Source organism: Vibrio pectenicida (assembly GCA_024347015.1).
GTDB classification, from domain to species: domain Bacteria; phylum Pseudomonadota; class Gammaproteobacteria; order Enterobacterales; family Vibrionaceae; genus Vibrio; species Vibrio pectenicida.
This window is the reverse complement of the sequence record AP024889.1, coordinates 1527588-1545544: the sequence shown is the minus strand read 5'-3', so window position 1 is coordinate 1545544 and position 17957 is coordinate 1527588. Positions and strand designations below refer to the sequence as shown.

Sequence of the window (17957 nt, the reverse complement as noted above, 5' to 3'; positions counted from 1 at the left end):
GATTGAACAGCAAGATGGATACTGGATATATAAATAGCTCAAAACGATTTATCTCTCTACGATTCAAATTGATTTTTGCTATCGTCGTTGTCTTGCTGTTCTCTAATGGCCTAAATACAACGTTAAACTATCTCAACTTTGATAAAAGGCTGACTCAAACTAGTGACTCGACCTTCCAAGTAGTGGTAGACGAAACAGATAATGATATCCGTCAAACCATGGGGCTTGGGTTACCCTTGTCTTCCATTTCAAATATTCAAGCCCTTATAGAAAGGCGCTCTGAACTGGTTGATGGGATTAACAATATACAAGTGGTCAACAATGATGGTGAGGTATTGTTTTCGACCGGCGTTGCTAAATTTGACTCTGACCGACTGATCACTTCGGACATTACTAATACATTTAATGTTAAAGAAGGAGAGCTAAGACTCTATTACTCCCCACATTACTTAGATGAAATAAAAAGTAGTTTACTTTCTCAGCAGATTCTATACACCTTATTATGGGTCTTAGTTGCTTCAGTTTTAGGGTATTTAATACTTAATGCCTTACTTGACTTCCTACTAAGTAAAATTCAATCGGCAACAGACCTAACCAATGTTGAAGACTTACCTGACAGACAAATCCTTCGGTCAATAAAGGATCTTATTATACTCAATAAAGCTCGATCAGGTTGGGAGCGTATTCGAGCCAAATACTTCCCACTACTAATCATTATTTTGGCGATCCTTTTAACTGTCGCTTCAAATCTTGGTAGTTCGCATCAATCATTAACCATGTTTTCTGCCATATATCAAGAGCAGTTAGAACAAAAGTCTAACCTTATTGGGGATACTCTATCTACCATGGTTAGTCGCTTAGTTGAAAAAGGTATACCTCTAGGCAGATTAACGGGTTTGGAACAAGAGTTTTCTTCCTATATAAGCAATCATCCAGAGCTATTGTCTATTCGTATCGAAAAGGAAATGGATGCTATCTATCAATATCCGGATGTTTTTCCAAACTACGAAGATGCAAGTCTGTTGTCTATCCCAATAGGTAATACAGGTACAATTCAGCTCCAAATGATGGCAGATACTAATATCATTCCACAAATGATTAAAGATAGTATTATGGACATGTTGACGGTCCTAATAGCGTCTGGCCTGTTTGTTATCGAAATCATTTTGTTTGTCTGTAACGCGATGATTATTAAACCATGGAAACAAATAAAGCAGCTAATCAATATCGATGAAGGTCATCAACATCCGCATCTCGTTCGTGTCCAGTCAAATGATGAGCTCAGCATATTATTAAACAAACTGAATCAGTTAGTACAAAGAACGTTCGATGAAAAAACGTTTTCAAGTAAAAATATTCAGGATTATCGTTTTGTTAGATTACCACTATTCATATTGATATTTGCTGAAGCAACATCGCTGGCTTTTTTCCCAGATTTTGTTAATAACATACCGAGTGTATTTCATCTGATACCTAAAGAGCTAGTTACTGGTATATCTATTTCTCTCTTCATGCTTTTCTGGGCAATCTCTTTACCTTTTGCAGGGCATTGGTCTGATAAAGTTGGTAGACGAAAGTCACTTATTGTAGGCGGAATGATTATTTCTGGAGGCCTAATTGCAACGGCGGTAAGCCCAAACTTAGAAATCTTGCTCATTACCAGAATAATCACAGCTATCGGCTATGGCATTGTGTTTATCTCAGCTCAAGGGTATATCACTGATACAACTGCTTCTCATAATAGGACCAAAGGGATGTCGACATTTTCTTCGGCATTTTTCTCTGGATCACTGTGCGGTGCTGCTATCGGTGGAATTTTAGCTGACAAGCTTGGTTATTCAATGACATTTGCGTTAGCATCAATTTTAGCCATGGTAGGAGTGATACTTGTTTTTAGCGTATTCGACCGCAGTAAGCCTAATTCTACAAGTAGACCTGTCAAGCTATCTGACTTTAAAAAACTACTGACTAATAAATACTTTGCTCTTATTGCCTTCTTCAGTGCTATACCTGCTAAAATTATCTTAACTGGCTTTTTATACTATATATGTCCTGTTTACCTGCAATCTCTTGGAGAAAATAACGCCGTATCAGGACGCATTATGATGACATACGGCTTAGCAATTGTATTTTTTGCTCCGCTTTCAGCCATATTGATAGATAGGTGGAACAACAAAATCACCTTCATCTTTGTTGGTGGTATTTTGTCGGCAGTTGCACTGATCAGCATCGTTGTATTCCCGGGCTCTCTTGGCTTACTCTTGATTGTAATTTTAGTTGGTATCGCTCACGGAGTTGGAGTTTCACCTCAAGTGCCACTTGTTATAGAGCTTTTAGGTGAGTCCAATTTAGATAAAGGGAAAACAATCGGTATATTCCGGTTAATCGAACGAATCGGGAATATTTCCGGGCCTATTTTAGCGGGCTTATGCCTAAGCATTTTAGGTTTTCAAAGCACCATTATGCTGTTCGGTGTTACGTTACTTATAAGCTCTATATTTTTTCTGAGTTGTTACAACATCTTCGTCCGTCAAGACAAAAAACAAATGGAGGTAGTGGAATGAGAATTTTACTTTTAGCTATACTGGCTATCCTGCCGTTTGAAGCACCAGCAGAACCATCAAAAGACGATAAACATATTGTCATGGTGCTTTGGAGAGGAATCACTGACGCCGAGCGAGGGTTCATGGATTACCTATCAGACAAAATACCAGCCCACTATACCATTTTGGATGCAAAGCGAGATAAGACATTATTAGCAAATCACTTAAAAAGTGCTGATAGATTAAGCCCAGATTTAATCTATACCTTTGGTACAACAATTACACTAGGTTTGCTCGGTACTGAAAACTACCCAAGTTCTTTTAGAGAACAGAGCAATACACCTGTCGTCTTTAGTATTGTAACAGATCCCGTTGGGTCAAAGATTGTTAACTCTCTTCAAGGCCCCCATCGTAATTTTACAGGTGTTAGCCATATCGTTCCTCACAATGTTCAATTGAAAGCAATTAGCCAACTAACAGGACTAGAAACTATCGGCATCATATTCAACCCTTTGGAAAATAACTCAGTGGTAACGGCACGAAATATTCAAGCACTCTCGTCAGAATTCAAAAAAGATGTATTCCTATACCCTCTTCGAACACGAAATGATAAACCAGATTCCGATTCAATAGATAAAGTCGTAAACATGATGCAAGAAGATGGCGTACAATTGGCCTACCTACCGCCCGATTCGTACATTATCAGCCAGGGTAAAAACATCGTAGATAACCTCCATCAACACGGTATTGCCACTTTTTCAGCTACAGAGTCACCGATAAGAAATAATGACGCTCTCTTTGGTATCGTCAGTCGTTACTATAATGCAGGTCAATTTGCAGGTTATAAAGCAGAACAAATCCTAACAGGACAATTCCCTGCTAGTGAAATTCCAATCGAATCCTTGACTCAATACTCGTACATAGTCAACGTGGGGGCTGCTCAGAAACTTGACTATTATCCACCCGTTTCAATTTTAAAAATCTCCGAACTAATTGGAGGAAATGAATGAAAAAAACTATGCAGTATTTTACTTTATTCATACTATTTTCACTCAGTACTACTCTTATCACTGCTGTATCGGCGCAGCCGGTATTTGGTCCTGCTCGCCTGCAGTTAACCACACAGAACTGGCCACCTTATCAAGGCTATATCAATGAGGAAATGCAAGGATTAGCACTCGACAAGGTCAAATGTGCTTTAAATAGTATGGGGCAACCTTATCAGATTACGATGACCTCTTGGGCTGATGCACAGTTACGAGTCCAAAGCGGGCTACAACACGGATTTTTTATAGCAACACAAACTGCTGAGCGTGATGAGTATGCAACACTATCAACGGCTATAGCCCAACAGGAACTACGTTGGTATTTTGGGCGAGGAATTAAGCCAATTATTAACGAACTCACCAAAGTAAACCTCAATTTTTCAGCCAAATTTGGGTCCAGTAAATGGTTTTGGCTAAAACGTAATGGCTTTAATGTCGTTAAACAACCTAGAGATGCTAAAGTACTATTAAAACTACTGAAACAAAGAGAAATAGACGTAGTATTAGAAGATGAAAAAGTGTTTCAGCGAGAGTTGGAAACAGCCACTCTCCCTCTGGATTTCTTTCAATCTCAACTCAAGGACTCAAAGCCTATGGGAGTCTATTTCTCCAAATATTTTCTCAAAAAATATTCAGGATTTTTAGCGGTATTTAATTCAGCAATTTTAAAATGTGAGGGGTAAACAAATGACCATTAGTATTCATTTGATCTCTGTACCCTCTGATGAGGTAGTCACTTCTAGAGTCGTGTACCTACCTGAAACAGGGGGCGATTTTGGGCGTTCTTCTTCATGTGACATATCCTTGCCAGACCAAAGCAAGCGTATTTCAAGAGTCCATGGTAGTGTTCGTTATACAGACAGTGGTTACTGTGTAAAAAGTACTGGTCAGAATTCAATTTCACTCAACGATAAGACCATGGTGAAGGAAAAAGAGTATCCTCTCAATGATGGAGATATTCTCAAAGTAGAACGTTATACCATGCTGGTTTCCACTTTAGTTTCATCTAAGCAACCTAAAGAAACAATCGAGGACGAACCATTGTTTTCTGAACCTTTTTCACTACAACTTGATAATGATGAAACTGACTTTCTTGAAGAGAACCCGCCGTCAATATTGAATGAAAAAGCAAATAACTTTGCTCAAGAAAGTGTGCTTAGTGACGACCCTTTTGCTGCAGATCCATTCAAAGACTTAGATGATGAACTCATCTCTCAACATATTGAAGATGACAGCTCCGACTCTACCATAGTTCATCAAGCGAATGGTTCTGAATTACTGCCAGTCAGTTCAAAAACTGACACCCCAATAGAGACTTCATTGGAAAAAATACTATCGATAACTGAGAAAAACCAAAAATACTTAGCCAACCCGGCGTTACATCATGAAGTTCTATTTAAAGCGCTTGATCAAACCGTTGACCAGTTTTTGAATGAGTTTGCACCCAGCCAGTTAGAAAGACAATTTAATGATTATATTTCTGGTGGGCTTTTTACAAGTAAAGAGAAGAAGTACTGGAGAATCTATCGGAAACACTTCCAACATCGCCAAGAAAATGGTGATTTTAGACGCCAATTTAAAGCCCTCTTTATGGAAAACATGCAAAAAAATAGAGAGGAAAAGTAATGGCTAAGTGGTGTTTTGTTTGGGCCTTATTTCTGCTTGGATGCTCATCAGATCCAACGCCCGTAGTTACACAATACTCATTAGCAATACAGTCTGATAAATCTACTAACCCGTCCGAATCGAACACCTCGAATCCCGTAGTAGTAAGGTTATATCAATTGACTGATGCACAAATGTTTAAGCAACAACCATTTATAGATTTGTATAGTAATGATGTTCAATTACTTAGTGCTAATCTAATATCCAAGCAAATATTACCCGTGGTTATCCCGGGCAGCGACGTCAAGCTCACTCTAGATATCAATAGCCAGACTCAGTATGTAGCAATATTAGTCGAATTCATCGACTATCAAAACAGTGAGCCTAAGTCGGTTTCAGTGCTACCCCAAAATTCTGATGAGTATCTACAATTGAGCATTTCAGGCGATAAAACCAAATTAGAAGTGATCAAGCCAGACTCACCCTGGTGGAAACTGTTTTAATCATATTTGAGGGAATTACGTGGACGCATTCAAAAAAGTGGTATGGCAAGAAGGCATGTTTATTGCCCCACAGCATTTTCAGCAGCAGGATCGTTATGTTCAAAACTACATCCGCCAAAACATTGAGACACTGGCAGGATTTTCTCCTTTTTATGGTGTGACTGAGTTAACCATTAATCATAGTTTGCTCAAAATTGGTAAGCTATCAGTATCTTCTTCATCAGGTGTTTTTCCGGACGGAACACAATTTGACCTCAAAGAAGAAATTGCACGGGACATACCTCAAGGAACTATTGAAACAATTGCTTATTTAGCATTGCCAATTTCTCTACAAGGGAACAACGATTACGGCCATGATGAATCAGAACAAAGTCGGTACATAACTCAATCAATAAATGTATTTGATACCTCAACGTCTGAGAATGCTAGTGTTGAAATAGATGTTGCCCAATTAAATGTTTCAATAAAAATTGAAGGCGAAGATACCTCTGGATTTACTCTTATACCAATTGCAAAAATACTGGAATGTATTGAATCTGGCGAAGTGGTTCTGGATCGATCTTTCATTCCTGCATGCCTTCATTATGGAGCATCCATGTTATTGGTTGAAAGAATGAAGGAGATACACGCACTATCTGCAAACAGAGCCAATAGTTTACTTAAGCGTATTGAAGCAGGACAAGGTCAAAAGAGCCCGCAGTCAATGATGCAGGATTATTTATGGTTACAAACATTAAATACATGGCTACCTTGGTTCGATCTCACGATTAACAACCCGAAGTTTCAAACTCATGAGATTTACTTAGAACTGAGGAAATTTGAGGCTCAGATTATGGCTTTAACACCTGCGATACCAGAATCTTGTAGTAGTCTGCAATACCAAAAACTGTATGAGAGCTTTAATCCTCTGTTTGCAAACCTTCGAAATATGCTAACAATGGTTCAACAAGATTCTGTTGTAGAATTTAGTTGGGATTCTTCATTGTTTGAAAGACGCCGCTTGTTAAGAACACTCATCAAAGATACTGCCAGCGTATCAAATCGTCGATTTGTTCTGGCAGTTAAATCCAATATTAGTAGCTCAGAGCTAAATGAACTATTTCCAATTGCTGCCAAGTTAGGCAACAATGCAAGAATAGTTGAACTGGTGCGAAACAGCTTATCAGGTATCAAACTTGCTCCCCTTCCTGTCGCACCAAGTGAACTCAAACCAATGCAAGGCGTAGCTTATTTTGAGGTCGACACTTCAGATAGAATGTGGTTAGAGATGTTAGAGAATCGTGATGCTATTGCTTTGCATGTTGACACTCGCATAAACGAACTAGACGTTATGCTATATGCGTTGAGGTAATGCCATGGATTACTTAGACGAAGAAACCTTAGTTTGGAACACTGACAAGTCTGAATTTACAGAAAAGGTTAATGAAGATAGCACTTCATCTTGGACGCCTGTCAATGCGTCCAAAAATCAACATAACTTTCTCAATGGCTTCAATAAGGCAGAGAATCAATTACTCAACATTAGTAGCGAATTACTTGCCACAACACTGAAGGTATCGACCCTTCCCGAACCACAAGATGTGACAACTCTGAGGCATCAACTCGCCAACAGTATCAATGATATCAAGGCCAAAGGTTCAGAACTCACTTACCCTGTAGCCGTCATTGATAAGCTATGCTTTTTATACGCTGTCGTATTAGACGAACTCATTATTTATAGCGAATGGGGAGAAAAACGCTGTTGGGAAAATAAGACTCTACTCAGTGAGTTATTCGGCATGCGTAATGGCGGTGAGCTATTTTTTACCGTTGCAGAAAAAGCAATACGTCAGCCTCATAAACTAATCGATTTACTGGAAGTTATTTATATATTTCTGAACATTGGTTTCAAAGGTCAATATCGAGAAACGGGTAGCGAACAACTCAAAATTTTCACCCATCAACTTGAACAAGTCATTGCTCAATATCGCACTAGTAACAGTATTCATTGTCGAACTCGAGTAAAGCAGCCAAAAGCACGCAAACCGATTCGGCGTAAACATTATCTATTAACTACTTTATTTTTCAGTACTTTAATTGCGTTGAGTATCGGCCTCACTCATTTTTGGTATAAAGAGACTCTTCCTCCCAGAGCTCGAGATTTTGCCACTCTACCATCATTTAGCGACCGATATATTTTATCTGGAGAGGTAAAAGATATTGTATTTATCAGCCAAGATGACGACCTTATAGCTCCACCAAAAAAAGCAAGTAAAGTCGAAATGATAGACGCTATACCACCGCCAAGTATTAAAACCAGTAAGTCTGGTTGGTTAGTCCAACTAGCAACATTTTCTTCACAAAAAAATGCCAACTCATTCATCAAAAGCTTATCGCCGTCAGCGTACATGCCTTCCATAGAACAGGTACGTTCTTACTATCGTGTCATTATACGCAGCGATTCTCCTCGTCAAGCAGAAGAGATCAAAGACTGGTACTACGACAAAGATTCAATCAAAGCAATCATAGTACAAAGCAAAACAACAAGTGATACCAAGAATACTTCAGAGGCTCCTTAGCAATGGTAGAATCAAACTCATCTCAATCACAGAATAGCAAGCTAAGCACCCTACTTTGGACATTCCTTTTTGTCGCAACAATTTGTGCATTAGGTGGACTATTAACCTGGAGGTTCGCTTACCCTACCCATATTTTAGCTGGTGTTTTGATAACCTTATTGACTTCTTTGGTATTGGGTTTATTTCTTTATTGGCTACTCTCAAAAAGAAAGTCACAACCTAAAACACCTGATCAAGAAAAAGCAGTGATTAACAAGCGCTGTATGTTATTAACAAAGCATTTTAAATCAATGCTAAGCATCCAAAAAAGAAAAAAACGCCTGTCTAGTCGCTACGATCTTCCCTTTTACATTCTGCTCAGTGATAACCCAATAAAAGACAAAAGTACCATTACACAAATGGGCTATGAAGCCTATAAAGTTGATGATTTTGGCAATGATATTGAATTCCCAATTTTATTTTGGCTCAGTGAGCATTCCATTCTTATCTCGGTGAGCTTAGGGGAAGAACAGCATACCTCTTATGTTAAAACACTATGTCAAAACCTAAATAAATGGCGTCCACGTCAAGCTATCAATGGTATTATACTGACGACAGACGTAAAAGAGTTCTTAGAATCAACAGAAACAATTACGCAAAAGGCCGATCAGATCAAGTCACAGATTAAGGGGTTCAATCGTGTTTTTGGCTTGAATCTTCCTATTTATAATATTATTACCCAAATGGGACAAATCAACGACTTCTGCCAATTCTTCTCAGGGTTTGATGAAGCAAAAAGGAATGACGTATTTGGTGCGACCTCACCAATATTGAAACATGGCGGGATTGAAGCAGATTGGTTTAATACAGAATACGATAACCTTATTACCCAATTACTCTCAAATATGAGCGCTGCACTAGTGTCCCAGTTAAATCAAGATTATCGTAATGCGATTTGTTCTGCTCCATACCAATTCGCTTTACTTAAAGAAAGTCTATGGGAGTTCCTATATCGTTTATATCGTGGTGAACAATTACAAGATGGTCTCAACTTTAGAGGTTTCTATTTCACGCATAGTGGCGCTATTCAAAAACAACATGACGTCTTAGCGAATGTTGTAAATCAAAACTTGGGTTATGAGCAATTTCAGCAACATCAACAGATCCCTGTACAACAAACTTTATTTGCTCAATATTTGATGACACATACCATCATCAACGAACATGAGCTTGTAGGCGTCAACCGACGTAAAGAAAATTTACTACTGGCGATGCAAACGGCCTATACCCTGTTTTGGTTGAGTTTGTTTTCTTTTGTTCTCATCGACATAAAACTAGATTTCGATTATCAAAGTAAAATAGAAACAAAAGCAGACTCCATGCTTGAACGATATAAAGAAGCAATTTCTGCACAACCTTACAATATTGAAAGCATGGCTGATAACATACCCAACCTATATTCTCTCAACCGAATTTATACACTCTATCTAGAGCCCAAGCCTTGGTATACATTACCCTTCATGCCGACTTCAAGTATTGTGCATGACGTACGAACCGCATATTACGACGAGTTGCAAAGAGTCCTGATCCCTTCAATGGAAAATACATTGGAAAAAGATTTGTTTGTCTATGTGAACTTAGAAGACCAAGCCAAAACATTATCTTTATTAAACAACTATCGTTTACTATTTAATGTTGATCGAAGTAATATCGCTGCGCTCAAGAAATACTTTATTACTACTTTGGAAGAACAGGGTGAGGCTGACAGTGTCAATATTACCCAATTAGAAATGCTACTTGATGATGTCTTTGCTCAAGGTCTCGTCCCTATGAAAGCAAATTTAGGACTGGAACACTTGGCAAAAAAAGTGATCAGTCAAACTGGGGTCGAAACCCTGCTGTATCAGCATATTCTCAATTCAGCAACTTATTCAAAACGCATTGATATCCGCCAGGAGCTCGGTAGTAACTTTCAAAGTCTGATGTCTTTTTCACCAAACTATGCAGGCTACATGGTACCTTATTTGTATACACCTTCTGGGTTTAATGAATTAGATTTATCTGTCGACTCACCAATTATAAAAGAAGCACTTAAAGCATACGAAGGGGTTGCTGGTGCATCTCCTAGTGCCTCAGAAATGTATCGTATTAGTCGAGATTTAAAACAAAGATACCAAAATGACTATATTAATTATTGGCGTGATTTTATTTCTCATATCAAAATAGCCAGTGTATCCAATGCTGACGAGCTAAAACAAACCTTGGCATTATTGACAACTGCGTCGAATAACCCCTTAGCCTTACTTTATAATACAATCAGTAAGTACACCTCCGTAGAGTTACCACAATCACCCACTGAAGATAAAAACGCTCAACCAGAAGAACAAGACATTGACAAAAAAGAATCTGCACGACAAATTCAACTAGCTTTCGAACGATTCCACGAGCAAGTCACTGCGGACGAACAAGGAAACAAGCCCATTGACTCTTTACTTGGTAAAGTGACTCAAGCTGAAACATGGTTAGACAAGTTCTACCAAGCAGAAGAACCACAAAAAGTCGCTTATCAAGCACTCACAGCAACGATAAAGACTAGCAATCCAATCTCCATTTTGGCTCAACAGGAAGCAACACAACCTTCATTCTCGCAACAAATTCTGACTCAAGTAACACGACAATCCAATGAGTTAGTGATGAGCCTAGCCCATGATTATCTCAATAACACTTGGAAAACAGAAGTTTATCAACCATACAAAACCACAATTGCATCCTATTACCCATTTAACAAAAGTGCTAGTTCAGATGCCAGTACAGCCGACGTTGCAACTTTCTTCAAGTTGGATGGAACCTTAGATCAATACTACCAAACCAAGTTAAAAAATTTCTCTACAGAAGAGCGTTCTCCTTATCTTTATGGATTGTTACCAAATACCGGCTTTGCTTTAGATCCCTCAGTATGGCAAATGTTGGCTAAAGCACGCGATATTCGCAGTGCTCTGTTTTTGGCTGATCCACAAAGTATGTCACTTCAGTTCCAACTGAAAGCTAAAGAAATGAGCCCTGATGTTACTGAATTTATTATCCAAGGGGAGAAACCTCTTTTTACTTACCAGCACGGGCCGCGTTTGTGGACTAAACAAAACTGGAGTGCTGCCGCCATCGAACAAGATTCTGTTGGTTTTCAACTCAAAGCTCAAACTAACAATATCGCCACTGAAAAATTTCAAGGCAATTGGGCATGGTTTAGGCTTATAGAACCAAGAGTCGCATCAGCCACTTCTCAGCAGACAGAAGTAGCAATTAAGTACGGTGACAGCCAAGTTCAGTTGAGTATAAAGACCCAAGGACAAAATAACCCATTTGTACCCAATTTTTTCTCGGCTTTCTCATTACCATCGAGTATTTGATATGAATGAGCAAACTGGACTTGGCGATAAAGTAACAACCGTATTTAGAGTATTGGGCATCTCCCAATACTCATTACTCTATCAACAAACTTATCTCACAACTCACCCCTGTCATGGCCCCAGCATAATTAAATTTGCGCATAGCATACAAACCAAGCAGCAGCTAAAAATTGAAGCTGAGTTTCTTCATCGATATGGATCGCACTATTGGCCCAAGTACTTGGATTATGGCTCGAGTATGGGAGTCGACTGGCTTATTTTGCAGTTTTTTGACTCATTTTTCGATGGTTTTTTTAATCTCGATTTTGAGGAAAAACAAATGATCACTAATAGCGCAGAACAAGCCCTAAGTGCTTTGCATGCCACTGGTTATATACATGGAGATATCAAACCCTCAAATCTAATCATCACACCTAATCGTCAGGTCAAATTGGTCGATTTTGGCAGTATCATGGAAATTGGTTTGCACTACAAGCACCACTGCAACTCTTCTCTAACTCCTAAATTTTGTGCCTTAAGTCCATATTTACGTACTGGCAAGGCTTCACCACAACACGACTTTTTCTCTCTGGCTATTTCTCTACAAACTATGTGGCAAGCTCACCCCTTCGCTGAGCTCTCTTTGATTGATTTTGTCAAAACAAACAAGCCTGCCATGTTAGAATGTCTTTTCAGCCGCTACCAAATATTAATATCTAAACAGATCAAGCACGCTAAACAACTCATCTGTTTTCCTCTACAAGATTAAAACTCAGGTTAATACCGGATAAAAATCCTATCAGCAATCGTTTATGATAGCGAAGGCGGGTTTTTATAAAGGCTCAATACCCGTCAATAATTTTGAGCCCAAGGTCTTTGTTCATAGAGATGGATATGAAAAAAATTCAAATTTTACTATTTTTGCTTATGTTTAGTCATATAGGGTTTGCCTTCTCAGAAACCATACCCAACGAAACCCCTTCAAAGATATCCGATGATACAAATGGTATATCAGAAGATCGTAATCCTTTAATTATTGCCCATCGAGGTGGGGCTGCAGATGGTCCAGAAAATACCATACCAACTATAGAGTCATCTATTCAACGCGGTGCACACATTATTTGGATCACAGTGCAATTATCGAAAGATAGTATTCCAGTACTTTATAGACCGAGTGATCTAGCTGCTTTAACTGAACTAACCAAACCGACAAAAGTGTCTTCTATGAAAGCTAAACATTTAGCAACTTTGGATGCCGGCTATGAGTTTTATAAAGGTAAAACATCTGACAATGACAACTTGTACAAGATTCCAACATTAAAGGATGTATTAGTAAAGTTTCCTCATACAGAATTCTTCATTGATTTAAAATCACCAGATGCTGACGCTAAAAAATATATTGAAAGTGTCGCAGATGTTATTGAACAAACCGACTCAGTCGACCGAACTCGAATCTATTCGACATCGGAAGCTTATACAGATGCAGTCAATACATATTCATCTCTTAATGTTTTCAAAAGTCGCGCTGAAACAAGGGATATTTTATTTGGTAATAAACTCTCCAATCAATGTAAAGCTACAGATGATCAGCCTGGTTGGCATGCGTTTGAGTTAACCCGAAATGTAGAAGTGGTTGAACATTTTATGCTAGGAGAAGGACGAACGAAGACCACCTTCAAGTGGTCTAAGAAAGACCTCTCATGTTTTGATGCCGCCGATAACACCATAGTATTGATTGGAGTCAATAATTTAGAAGATTACCAGTATGCTAAATCACTAGGTGTATACGCCGTTATGGTCGATTCTCCTAAAGCAGCTCAGTGCTATGGAAATGAGACACAAAAGCTCAGTATATGTGAATAAATTCTCAATATCGTTGGTGTATATTAACCTTTCGTAGTTAAATTTATTGATATAAAAATGTTCTAATCTCGGGGAGGTTTGTTGCCTAGTCATTGCATAAGCACAAACCTCTCAAAAATAATCAAACAGGCTTACTATTCACAAGCCTTTGGCCTGAGGTACCACTAATACATAATTAAACTTTATGTAAATAATTTAACTTCGGCCGTTACTTTCTTAACAAATACACCATTGACAAATCGGTTGCATATAAATAGTGTTACGCCCTTATTCAGTTTTAAACAAACTAGTACCATGAGTAAATAATATATGAATTGCTCAATTTTTGGTAAAATAACACATAAGGAACGTGAGCTATGTTTAAAAAACTCAAGCTACCCCTCATTGCATTTATTATTGCAGGTCCTTTAACTAGCCAATCTATTGCTGCAGATATTGATAAACTGCATTTTCTCATACCTGGATGGGCCGGTGGTGGCTGGGATATGACAGCTAGAGGCATTGGTGATGTATTAGTCAAAGAAGAGATTGTTGACCAAGTCTCATTTCAAAATTTATCAGGAGGTGGTGGCGGTAAAGCCATTTCTCATCTGATTGAGACCGCCAAACGTCAACCAAACACCTTAATGGTAAACTCGACACCCATTGTAGTCAGATCGCTCAACGGGATATTTCCTCAATCTTTTCGAGACTTAACCCCTGTCGCCGCTACTATCGCTGATTACGGTGCCATAGTCACTTCCGCTAACTCCCAATACACAAGTTGGGTAGATGTTGTTAAAGACTTTATTGACAACCCTCGTAAAATCAAAATTGCTGGCGGTTCTGCACGAGGAAGCATGGACCATCTGGTAATCGCTGCAGCATTTAAAAATGAAGGTTTTGATCCACGAAAAGTACGCTATATCTCCTACAATGCGGGAGCAAAAGCGACAGCGGCCCTTCTCTCAGGTGAAACAACACTTTTATCTACTGGACTTGGTGAAGTGCTTGAGTTATCAAAATCAGGGCAAGTGAAAATCCTCGCGATCACCGCACCAAAGCGTCTCGAAGTCGCACCTGACACTCCAACTCTAACTGAGTATGGTAACAATACCATTTTCGCCAATTGGCGAGGTTTTTTTGCAGCACCGGGGACCAGCCAAGAGCAAGTCGACAAATGGAATCATGCACTGCAAAAAATGTACAAAACTGATGAATGGCAAAAAATTAAGAGCCGTAATGGTTGGATTGACAACTACAAAGCAGATAAGGATTTCTATACCTTTCTTGAAGGTCAAGAAAAGCAAATCGGCCGTTTGATGAGTGAGCTCGGTTTTCTAAAATAGGTAAGCTACTCCCTATTCATTCCACCCGCGTATGAGATAGAAAGTCATTACTGCTTAGCCTTATACAGCCAAGGAAAATGACTTTTTAGCTAACCTTACTCATTGCTTAGCTCCTCCTGTACGAATTCTTCTTTTTTAATTGACGAGCATTGAATATGTCAAACTTACCATCAGGCAGTACTAAGACACATCAGAAGCACCCCATTAATAATCTCCTAAATCGAGATCGCATTAGCGCGCTAATTTTTCTTGTTTTCTGTCTTAGCTATGGGTACCAAACCTCACAGATCCCTCTTTTCCCTAGTGACGATTATGAACCCTTCACTGCCAGAACCCTTCCCACATTACTAACCTATGTTGGGATTATTTTATCTTTGCTACTTCTAGCAACAGCTAAGCAGAGCAACCATACCGTCAGTAAAGGTAAATTTAACTACAAGCTTCTACTTGGTTTTTTAATTTTAATGGCTTTATATGGTATAGGATTGACTTATGTGGGCTTTGTAATTGCGACTGGTATATTTCTTTTGACTGGTTTTTATTTGCTGGGAGAACGGAGGAAACAGCTGCTACTTGGCGCATCCTTTCCATTTGCAATAGCATTTTACCTCTTGCTCACACAAGGCCTAGATATCTATTTAGAGCCTGGTGTAATTTTTTCTATGATGTCATAAAGGAATAGCACTATGTTAGATGGAATCTTACAAGGCCTTTCCACCGCCGTCATGCCGATGAACATCATGATGGTAATCCTCGGCTGCTTTGCCGGCACTTTTATTGGTATGCTTCCTGGGCTTGGTCCCATTTCTGCTATTGCCTTGATCATCCCGATAACTTACGGCCTTGAACCCTCATCAGGCCTAATTCTTATGGCTGGAGTATATTATGGCGCCGTATTTGGCGGTTCGACCTCTTCAATTTTAATCAATGCACCAGGCTGTTCGTCCACCGTAGTCACTGCCTTTGATGGTTACCCACTGGCACAAAAAGGTCAAGCTGGCAAAGCGCTTGCACTTGCAGCTTATTCCTCATTTACTGGTGGCACTTTATCCGCTGTAATGTTGCTATTTGCGGCGCCTTATTTAGCCAGTGTTTCTCTCAGTTTTCAATCGTCCGACTACTTTGCTCTTATGCTACTTGGTCTGTCAGCAGTTGCCGCTTTTTCGGGGAAAGGGCAAATACTCAAGGCTTGGATGATGTCAATAATTGGGCTTATGCTTTCAACTGTCGGTATTGACGACGGTGTGGGAGTTGAACGTTTTACTTTTGGCCTAACCGATCTTATGGATGGACTTAGTTTTTTGTTACTGGCAATGGCTACATTCGCCTTAGGTGAAACCTTAATGGGTATACTAAAACCTGAACACAAAGATAGTCGCAATCAAGAAAAAAGCAGATTAAATGATATCGGCAGTATGCAAATCACCAGAGAGGAAATAAAAGAGGTAGCACCTGTATCAATTCGCTCTTCCATTTTGGGTTTCTTTACTGGAATCTTACCCGGAGCAGGCGCAACCATAGCTGCATTTCTTAGCTACGGAATGGAACGCAATTTAGCGCCTAAGGATAAAAAAGAGGAATTTGGTAAAGGGAGTATACGCGGTCTAGTTGCACCCGAGTCAGCCAATAATGCCGCATCAAGTGGCTCATTCGTGCCTTTACTGACTCTCGGCATTCCGGGGTCAGGCACCACGGCGATTATGCTTGGGGCACTTATCGCTTATGGAATTCAACCTGGCCCTCGATTATTTGTTGAGCACCCTGACGTGTTCTGGTCTGTAATCATTTCTATGTATTTTGGTAACCTAGTATTGATGATTTTAAACTTACCTTTAATCCCTTATATATCAAAACTACTTGCCATACCACGTACTATACTATTAACCATGATATTGTTTTTCTCTATTACAGGTGTATATCTGGTTTCATTCAATACTATCGATATCTTTATCATGCTGTTTATCGCAATCGGAGCCATCTTATTAAGATTAGCAAACTACCCGTTAGCACCTCTACTACTTGGGTTTGTTCTTGGTGGATTGATGGAAGAAAACTTGCGTAGAACACTAATGCTCAGCGACGGTAAACTAAACTTCCTATGGGAGCGACCCATTACTCTCATTTTCACTATGCTTGCAATCCTTGTTCTGATCAGTCCTATATTCAAAAATTTACTAATTAGGCTTAAAGCTGAACCAAAACAAGTCGAGCAGTAAAGCACAATTATTTAAATGTAGAACCATCTCTCACCATCAATAATCGCAATGATTGGGTTAATAACCACAAAGCAGATAAAAAAAGAAATACCAGCTTAGCTGGTATTTCTTTTGAGGTAGGAAAGTCAAACTATATCCCTACTATTTTAAGCGTTTGTTTCTTCTTTAACTGGTACCGTTAATTTATTGCCATTGGCAATAAATTCGACGCGATCGTAGTTACCGCGTGATACCATCAAAATTTCACTAAAGCGATACTCAGTTCCAGGTGTCTTAGTGTCTTCAGTATGGTAATCAATCACTAACATATCATTCTTAATGAATGGCTTCGCCTCTAGTCGATATTCAGTGGTAGCATCTTTTTGTGGCTCTACCACGGCTAAAACCATATTCTTCTTGAAGTCTTGTTTAGTCAACCAAACCTGACGTCCCATGGTTGCCGCCGGAGAAAATACCTGCTGAAATTCTTCCAAAGAGCTAAACACATAGTATTTCTGCTCATTTTTGGGAATATGCCCACTGTAGAAGTAGTTATTGACTACTTGGTAAGGTAAATCTGTGTCACACTCACTAACTGTTATGCTATAGCTCATCACTTTCATATCTTTTAAGTCTTCACTCCGTATCCGCATATTCACAAACTCTAGAACTTCTTCAACTTGTGTATTCTCTACGGCTTTTAAAAAGAATACTTGCGTATCACCATAACCAACCATATGCGGTAGATGAAGATCTGCTTGTTGATCTTCACCTACCAATATGAAACTTTTCGGAAGTGTTTTTAAACACCAACGGTAACCCGTAGACTGGTTTCCTTTAAGTTCAATTTTAAATATACTGCCTTTTTGTACATGCTTTTTTTGCAATGAGTTCATCGCTTTTCTCCTAACTTAATATTCAATTGAAAAAAATGTTTAGCTGTACTGTACG

Annotated in this window: 14 protein-coding genes; 13 read left to right on the top strand and 1 reads right to left on the bottom strand. The window is 39.0% G+C overall.

Translation table 11 applies throughout. From position 1 onward, the window contains the following. The first annotated feature begins 14 nt into the window (after positions 1–14). The 13 genes from OCV27_RS07265 to OCV27_RS07205 all read left to right on the top strand — a co-directional run bounded on the left by OCV27_RS07265 (position 15) and on the right by OCV27_RS07205 (position 17027). Complete coding sequence (locus tag OCV27_RS07265; protein WP_125320873.1) at positions 15–2564, top strand: MFS transporter; 2550 nt, start codon at positions 15–17, stop codon at positions 2562–2564. Beyond that, complete coding sequence (locus OCV27_RS07260; RefSeq protein ID WP_125320857.1) at positions 2561–3553, top strand: ABC transporter substrate-binding protein; 993 nt, start codon at positions 2561–2563, stop codon at positions 3551–3553. The genes OCV27_RS07265 and OCV27_RS07260 overlap by 4 nt, the downstream gene beginning before the upstream one ends. Then, on the top strand, positions 3550–4272 hold the full coding sequence (locus tag OCV27_RS07255; RefSeq protein WP_245986706.1) for a type 2 periplasmic-binding domain-containing protein: 723 nt from the start codon (positions 3550–3552) through the stop codon (positions 4270–4272). The genes OCV27_RS07260 and OCV27_RS07255 overlap by 4 nt, the downstream gene beginning before the upstream one ends. 4 nt (positions 4273–4276) lie before the next feature. Then, a complete protein-coding gene (locus OCV27_RS07250) occupies positions 4277–5215 on the top strand; it encodes an FHA domain-containing protein (protein WP_125320858.1) in 939 nt (312 codons plus the stop codon). Beyond that, on the top strand, positions 5215–5697 hold the full coding sequence (gene tssJ, locus OCV27_RS07245; protein ID WP_125320859.1) for a type VI secretion system lipoprotein TssJ: 483 nt from the start codon (positions 5215–5217) through the stop codon (positions 5695–5697). Before OCV27_RS07250 ends, tssJ begins: the two co-directional genes overlap by 1 nt. Before the next feature lie 19 nt (positions 5698–5716). Further along, positions 5717–7048 carry a type VI secretion system baseplate subunit TssK gene (tssK, locus tag OCV27_RS07240; RefSeq protein ID WP_125320860.1) on the top strand — a complete coding sequence of 444 codons (1332 nt, stop codon included), beginning with the start codon at positions 5717–5719 and terminating at the stop codon, positions 7046–7048. Between the two features lie 4 nt (positions 7049–7052). After that, positions 7053–8255, top strand: a complete 1203-nt coding sequence (gene icmH / locus OCV27_RS07235; protein ID WP_125320861.1) for a type IVB secretion system protein IcmH/DotU — start codon at positions 7053–7055, stop codon at positions 8253–8255. A 2-nt stretch (positions 8256–8257) separates the two neighbouring features. Further along, positions 8258–11641, top strand: coding sequence for a type VI secretion system membrane subunit TssM (gene tssM / locus OCV27_RS07230; protein WP_125320862.1), 3384 nt, complete (start codon positions 8258–8260; stop codon positions 11639–11641). 1 nt (position 11642) lies between these two features. Next, on the top strand, positions 11643–12389 hold the full coding sequence (locus OCV27_RS07225) for a protein kinase domain-containing protein (protein ID WP_125320863.1): 747 nt from the start codon (positions 11643–11645) through the stop codon (positions 12387–12389). Between the two features lie 125 nt (positions 12390–12514). Beyond that, the gene (locus tag OCV27_RS07220) at positions 12515–13483 is read left to right on the top strand and encodes a glycerophosphodiester phosphodiesterase family protein (RefSeq protein WP_185759769.1); all 969 of its coding nucleotides are present in this window, start codon (positions 12515–12517) and stop codon (positions 13481–13483) included. A 356-nt stretch (positions 13484–13839) separates the two neighbouring features. Continuing rightward, positions 13840–14811: a tripartite tricarboxylate transporter substrate binding protein gene (locus OCV27_RS07215; RefSeq protein WP_125320865.1), complete on the top strand. Its 972-nt coding sequence runs from the start codon at positions 13840–13842 to the stop codon at positions 14809–14811. Between the two features lie 155 nt (positions 14812–14966). Further along, positions 14967–15485 (top strand): tripartite tricarboxylate transporter TctB family protein, encoded by a 519-nt coding sequence (locus tag OCV27_RS07210; RefSeq protein WP_125320866.1) that lies wholly within the window; start codon positions 14967–14969, stop codon positions 15483–15485. 12 nt (positions 15486–15497) lie between these two features. Further along, on the top strand, positions 15498–17027 hold the full coding sequence (locus OCV27_RS07205) for a tripartite tricarboxylate transporter permease (RefSeq protein ID WP_125320867.1): 1530 nt from the start codon (positions 15498–15500) through the stop codon (positions 17025–17027). Between the two features lie 146 nt (positions 17028–17173). Here OCV27_RS07205 and OCV27_RS07200 read toward each other — a convergent pair whose 3' ends face one another. Further along, positions 17174–17902, bottom strand: coding sequence for a protease inhibitor I42 family protein (locus tag OCV27_RS07200; RefSeq protein WP_125320868.1), 729 nt, complete (start codon positions 17900–17902; stop codon positions 17174–17176). Between the last annotated feature and the right edge of the window lie 55 nt (positions 17903–17957).

Coding starts and splice junctions, on each gene's coding strand:
- OCV27_RS07265 (WP_125320873.1), top strand. CDS start 15: ATGGATACTGGATATATAAATAGCTCAAAACGATTTATCTCTCTACGA.
- OCV27_RS07260 (WP_125320857.1), top strand. CDS start 2,561: ATGAGAATTTTACTTTTAGCTATACTGGCTATCCTGCCGTTTGAAGCA.
- OCV27_RS07255 (WP_245986706.1), top strand. CDS start 3,550: ATGAAAAAAACTATGCAGTATTTTACTTTATTCATACTATTTTCACTC.
- OCV27_RS07250 (WP_125320858.1), top strand. CDS start 4,277: ATGACCATTAGTATTCATTTGATCTCTGTACCCTCTGATGAGGTAGTC.
- tssJ (WP_125320859.1), top strand. CDS start 5,215: ATGGCTAAGTGGTGTTTTGTTTGGGCCTTATTTCTGCTTGGATGCTCA.
- icmH (WP_125320861.1), top strand. CDS start 7,053: ATGGATTACTTAGACGAAGAAACCTTAGTTTGGAACACTGACAAGTCT.
- tssM (WP_125320862.1), top strand. CDS start 8,258: ATGGTAGAATCAAACTCATCTCAATCACAGAATAGCAAGCTAAGCACC.
- OCV27_RS07225 (WP_125320863.1), top strand. CDS start 11,643: ATGAATGAGCAAACTGGACTTGGCGATAAAGTAACAACCGTATTTAGA.
- OCV27_RS07220 (WP_185759769.1), top strand. CDS start 12,515: ATGAAAAAAATTCAAATTTTACTATTTTTGCTTATGTTTAGTCATATA.
- OCV27_RS07215 (WP_125320865.1), top strand. CDS start 13,840: ATGTTTAAAAAACTCAAGCTACCCCTCATTGCATTTATTATTGCAGGT.
- OCV27_RS07210 (WP_125320866.1), top strand. CDS start 14,967: ATGTCAAACTTACCATCAGGCAGTACTAAGACACATCAGAAGCACCCC.
- OCV27_RS07205 (WP_125320867.1), top strand. CDS start 15,498: ATGTTAGATGGAATCTTACAAGGCCTTTCCACCGCCGTCATGCCGATG.
- OCV27_RS07200 (WP_125320868.1), bottom strand. CDS start 17,902: ATGAACTCATTGCAAAAAAAGCATGTACAAAAAGGCAGTATATTTAAA.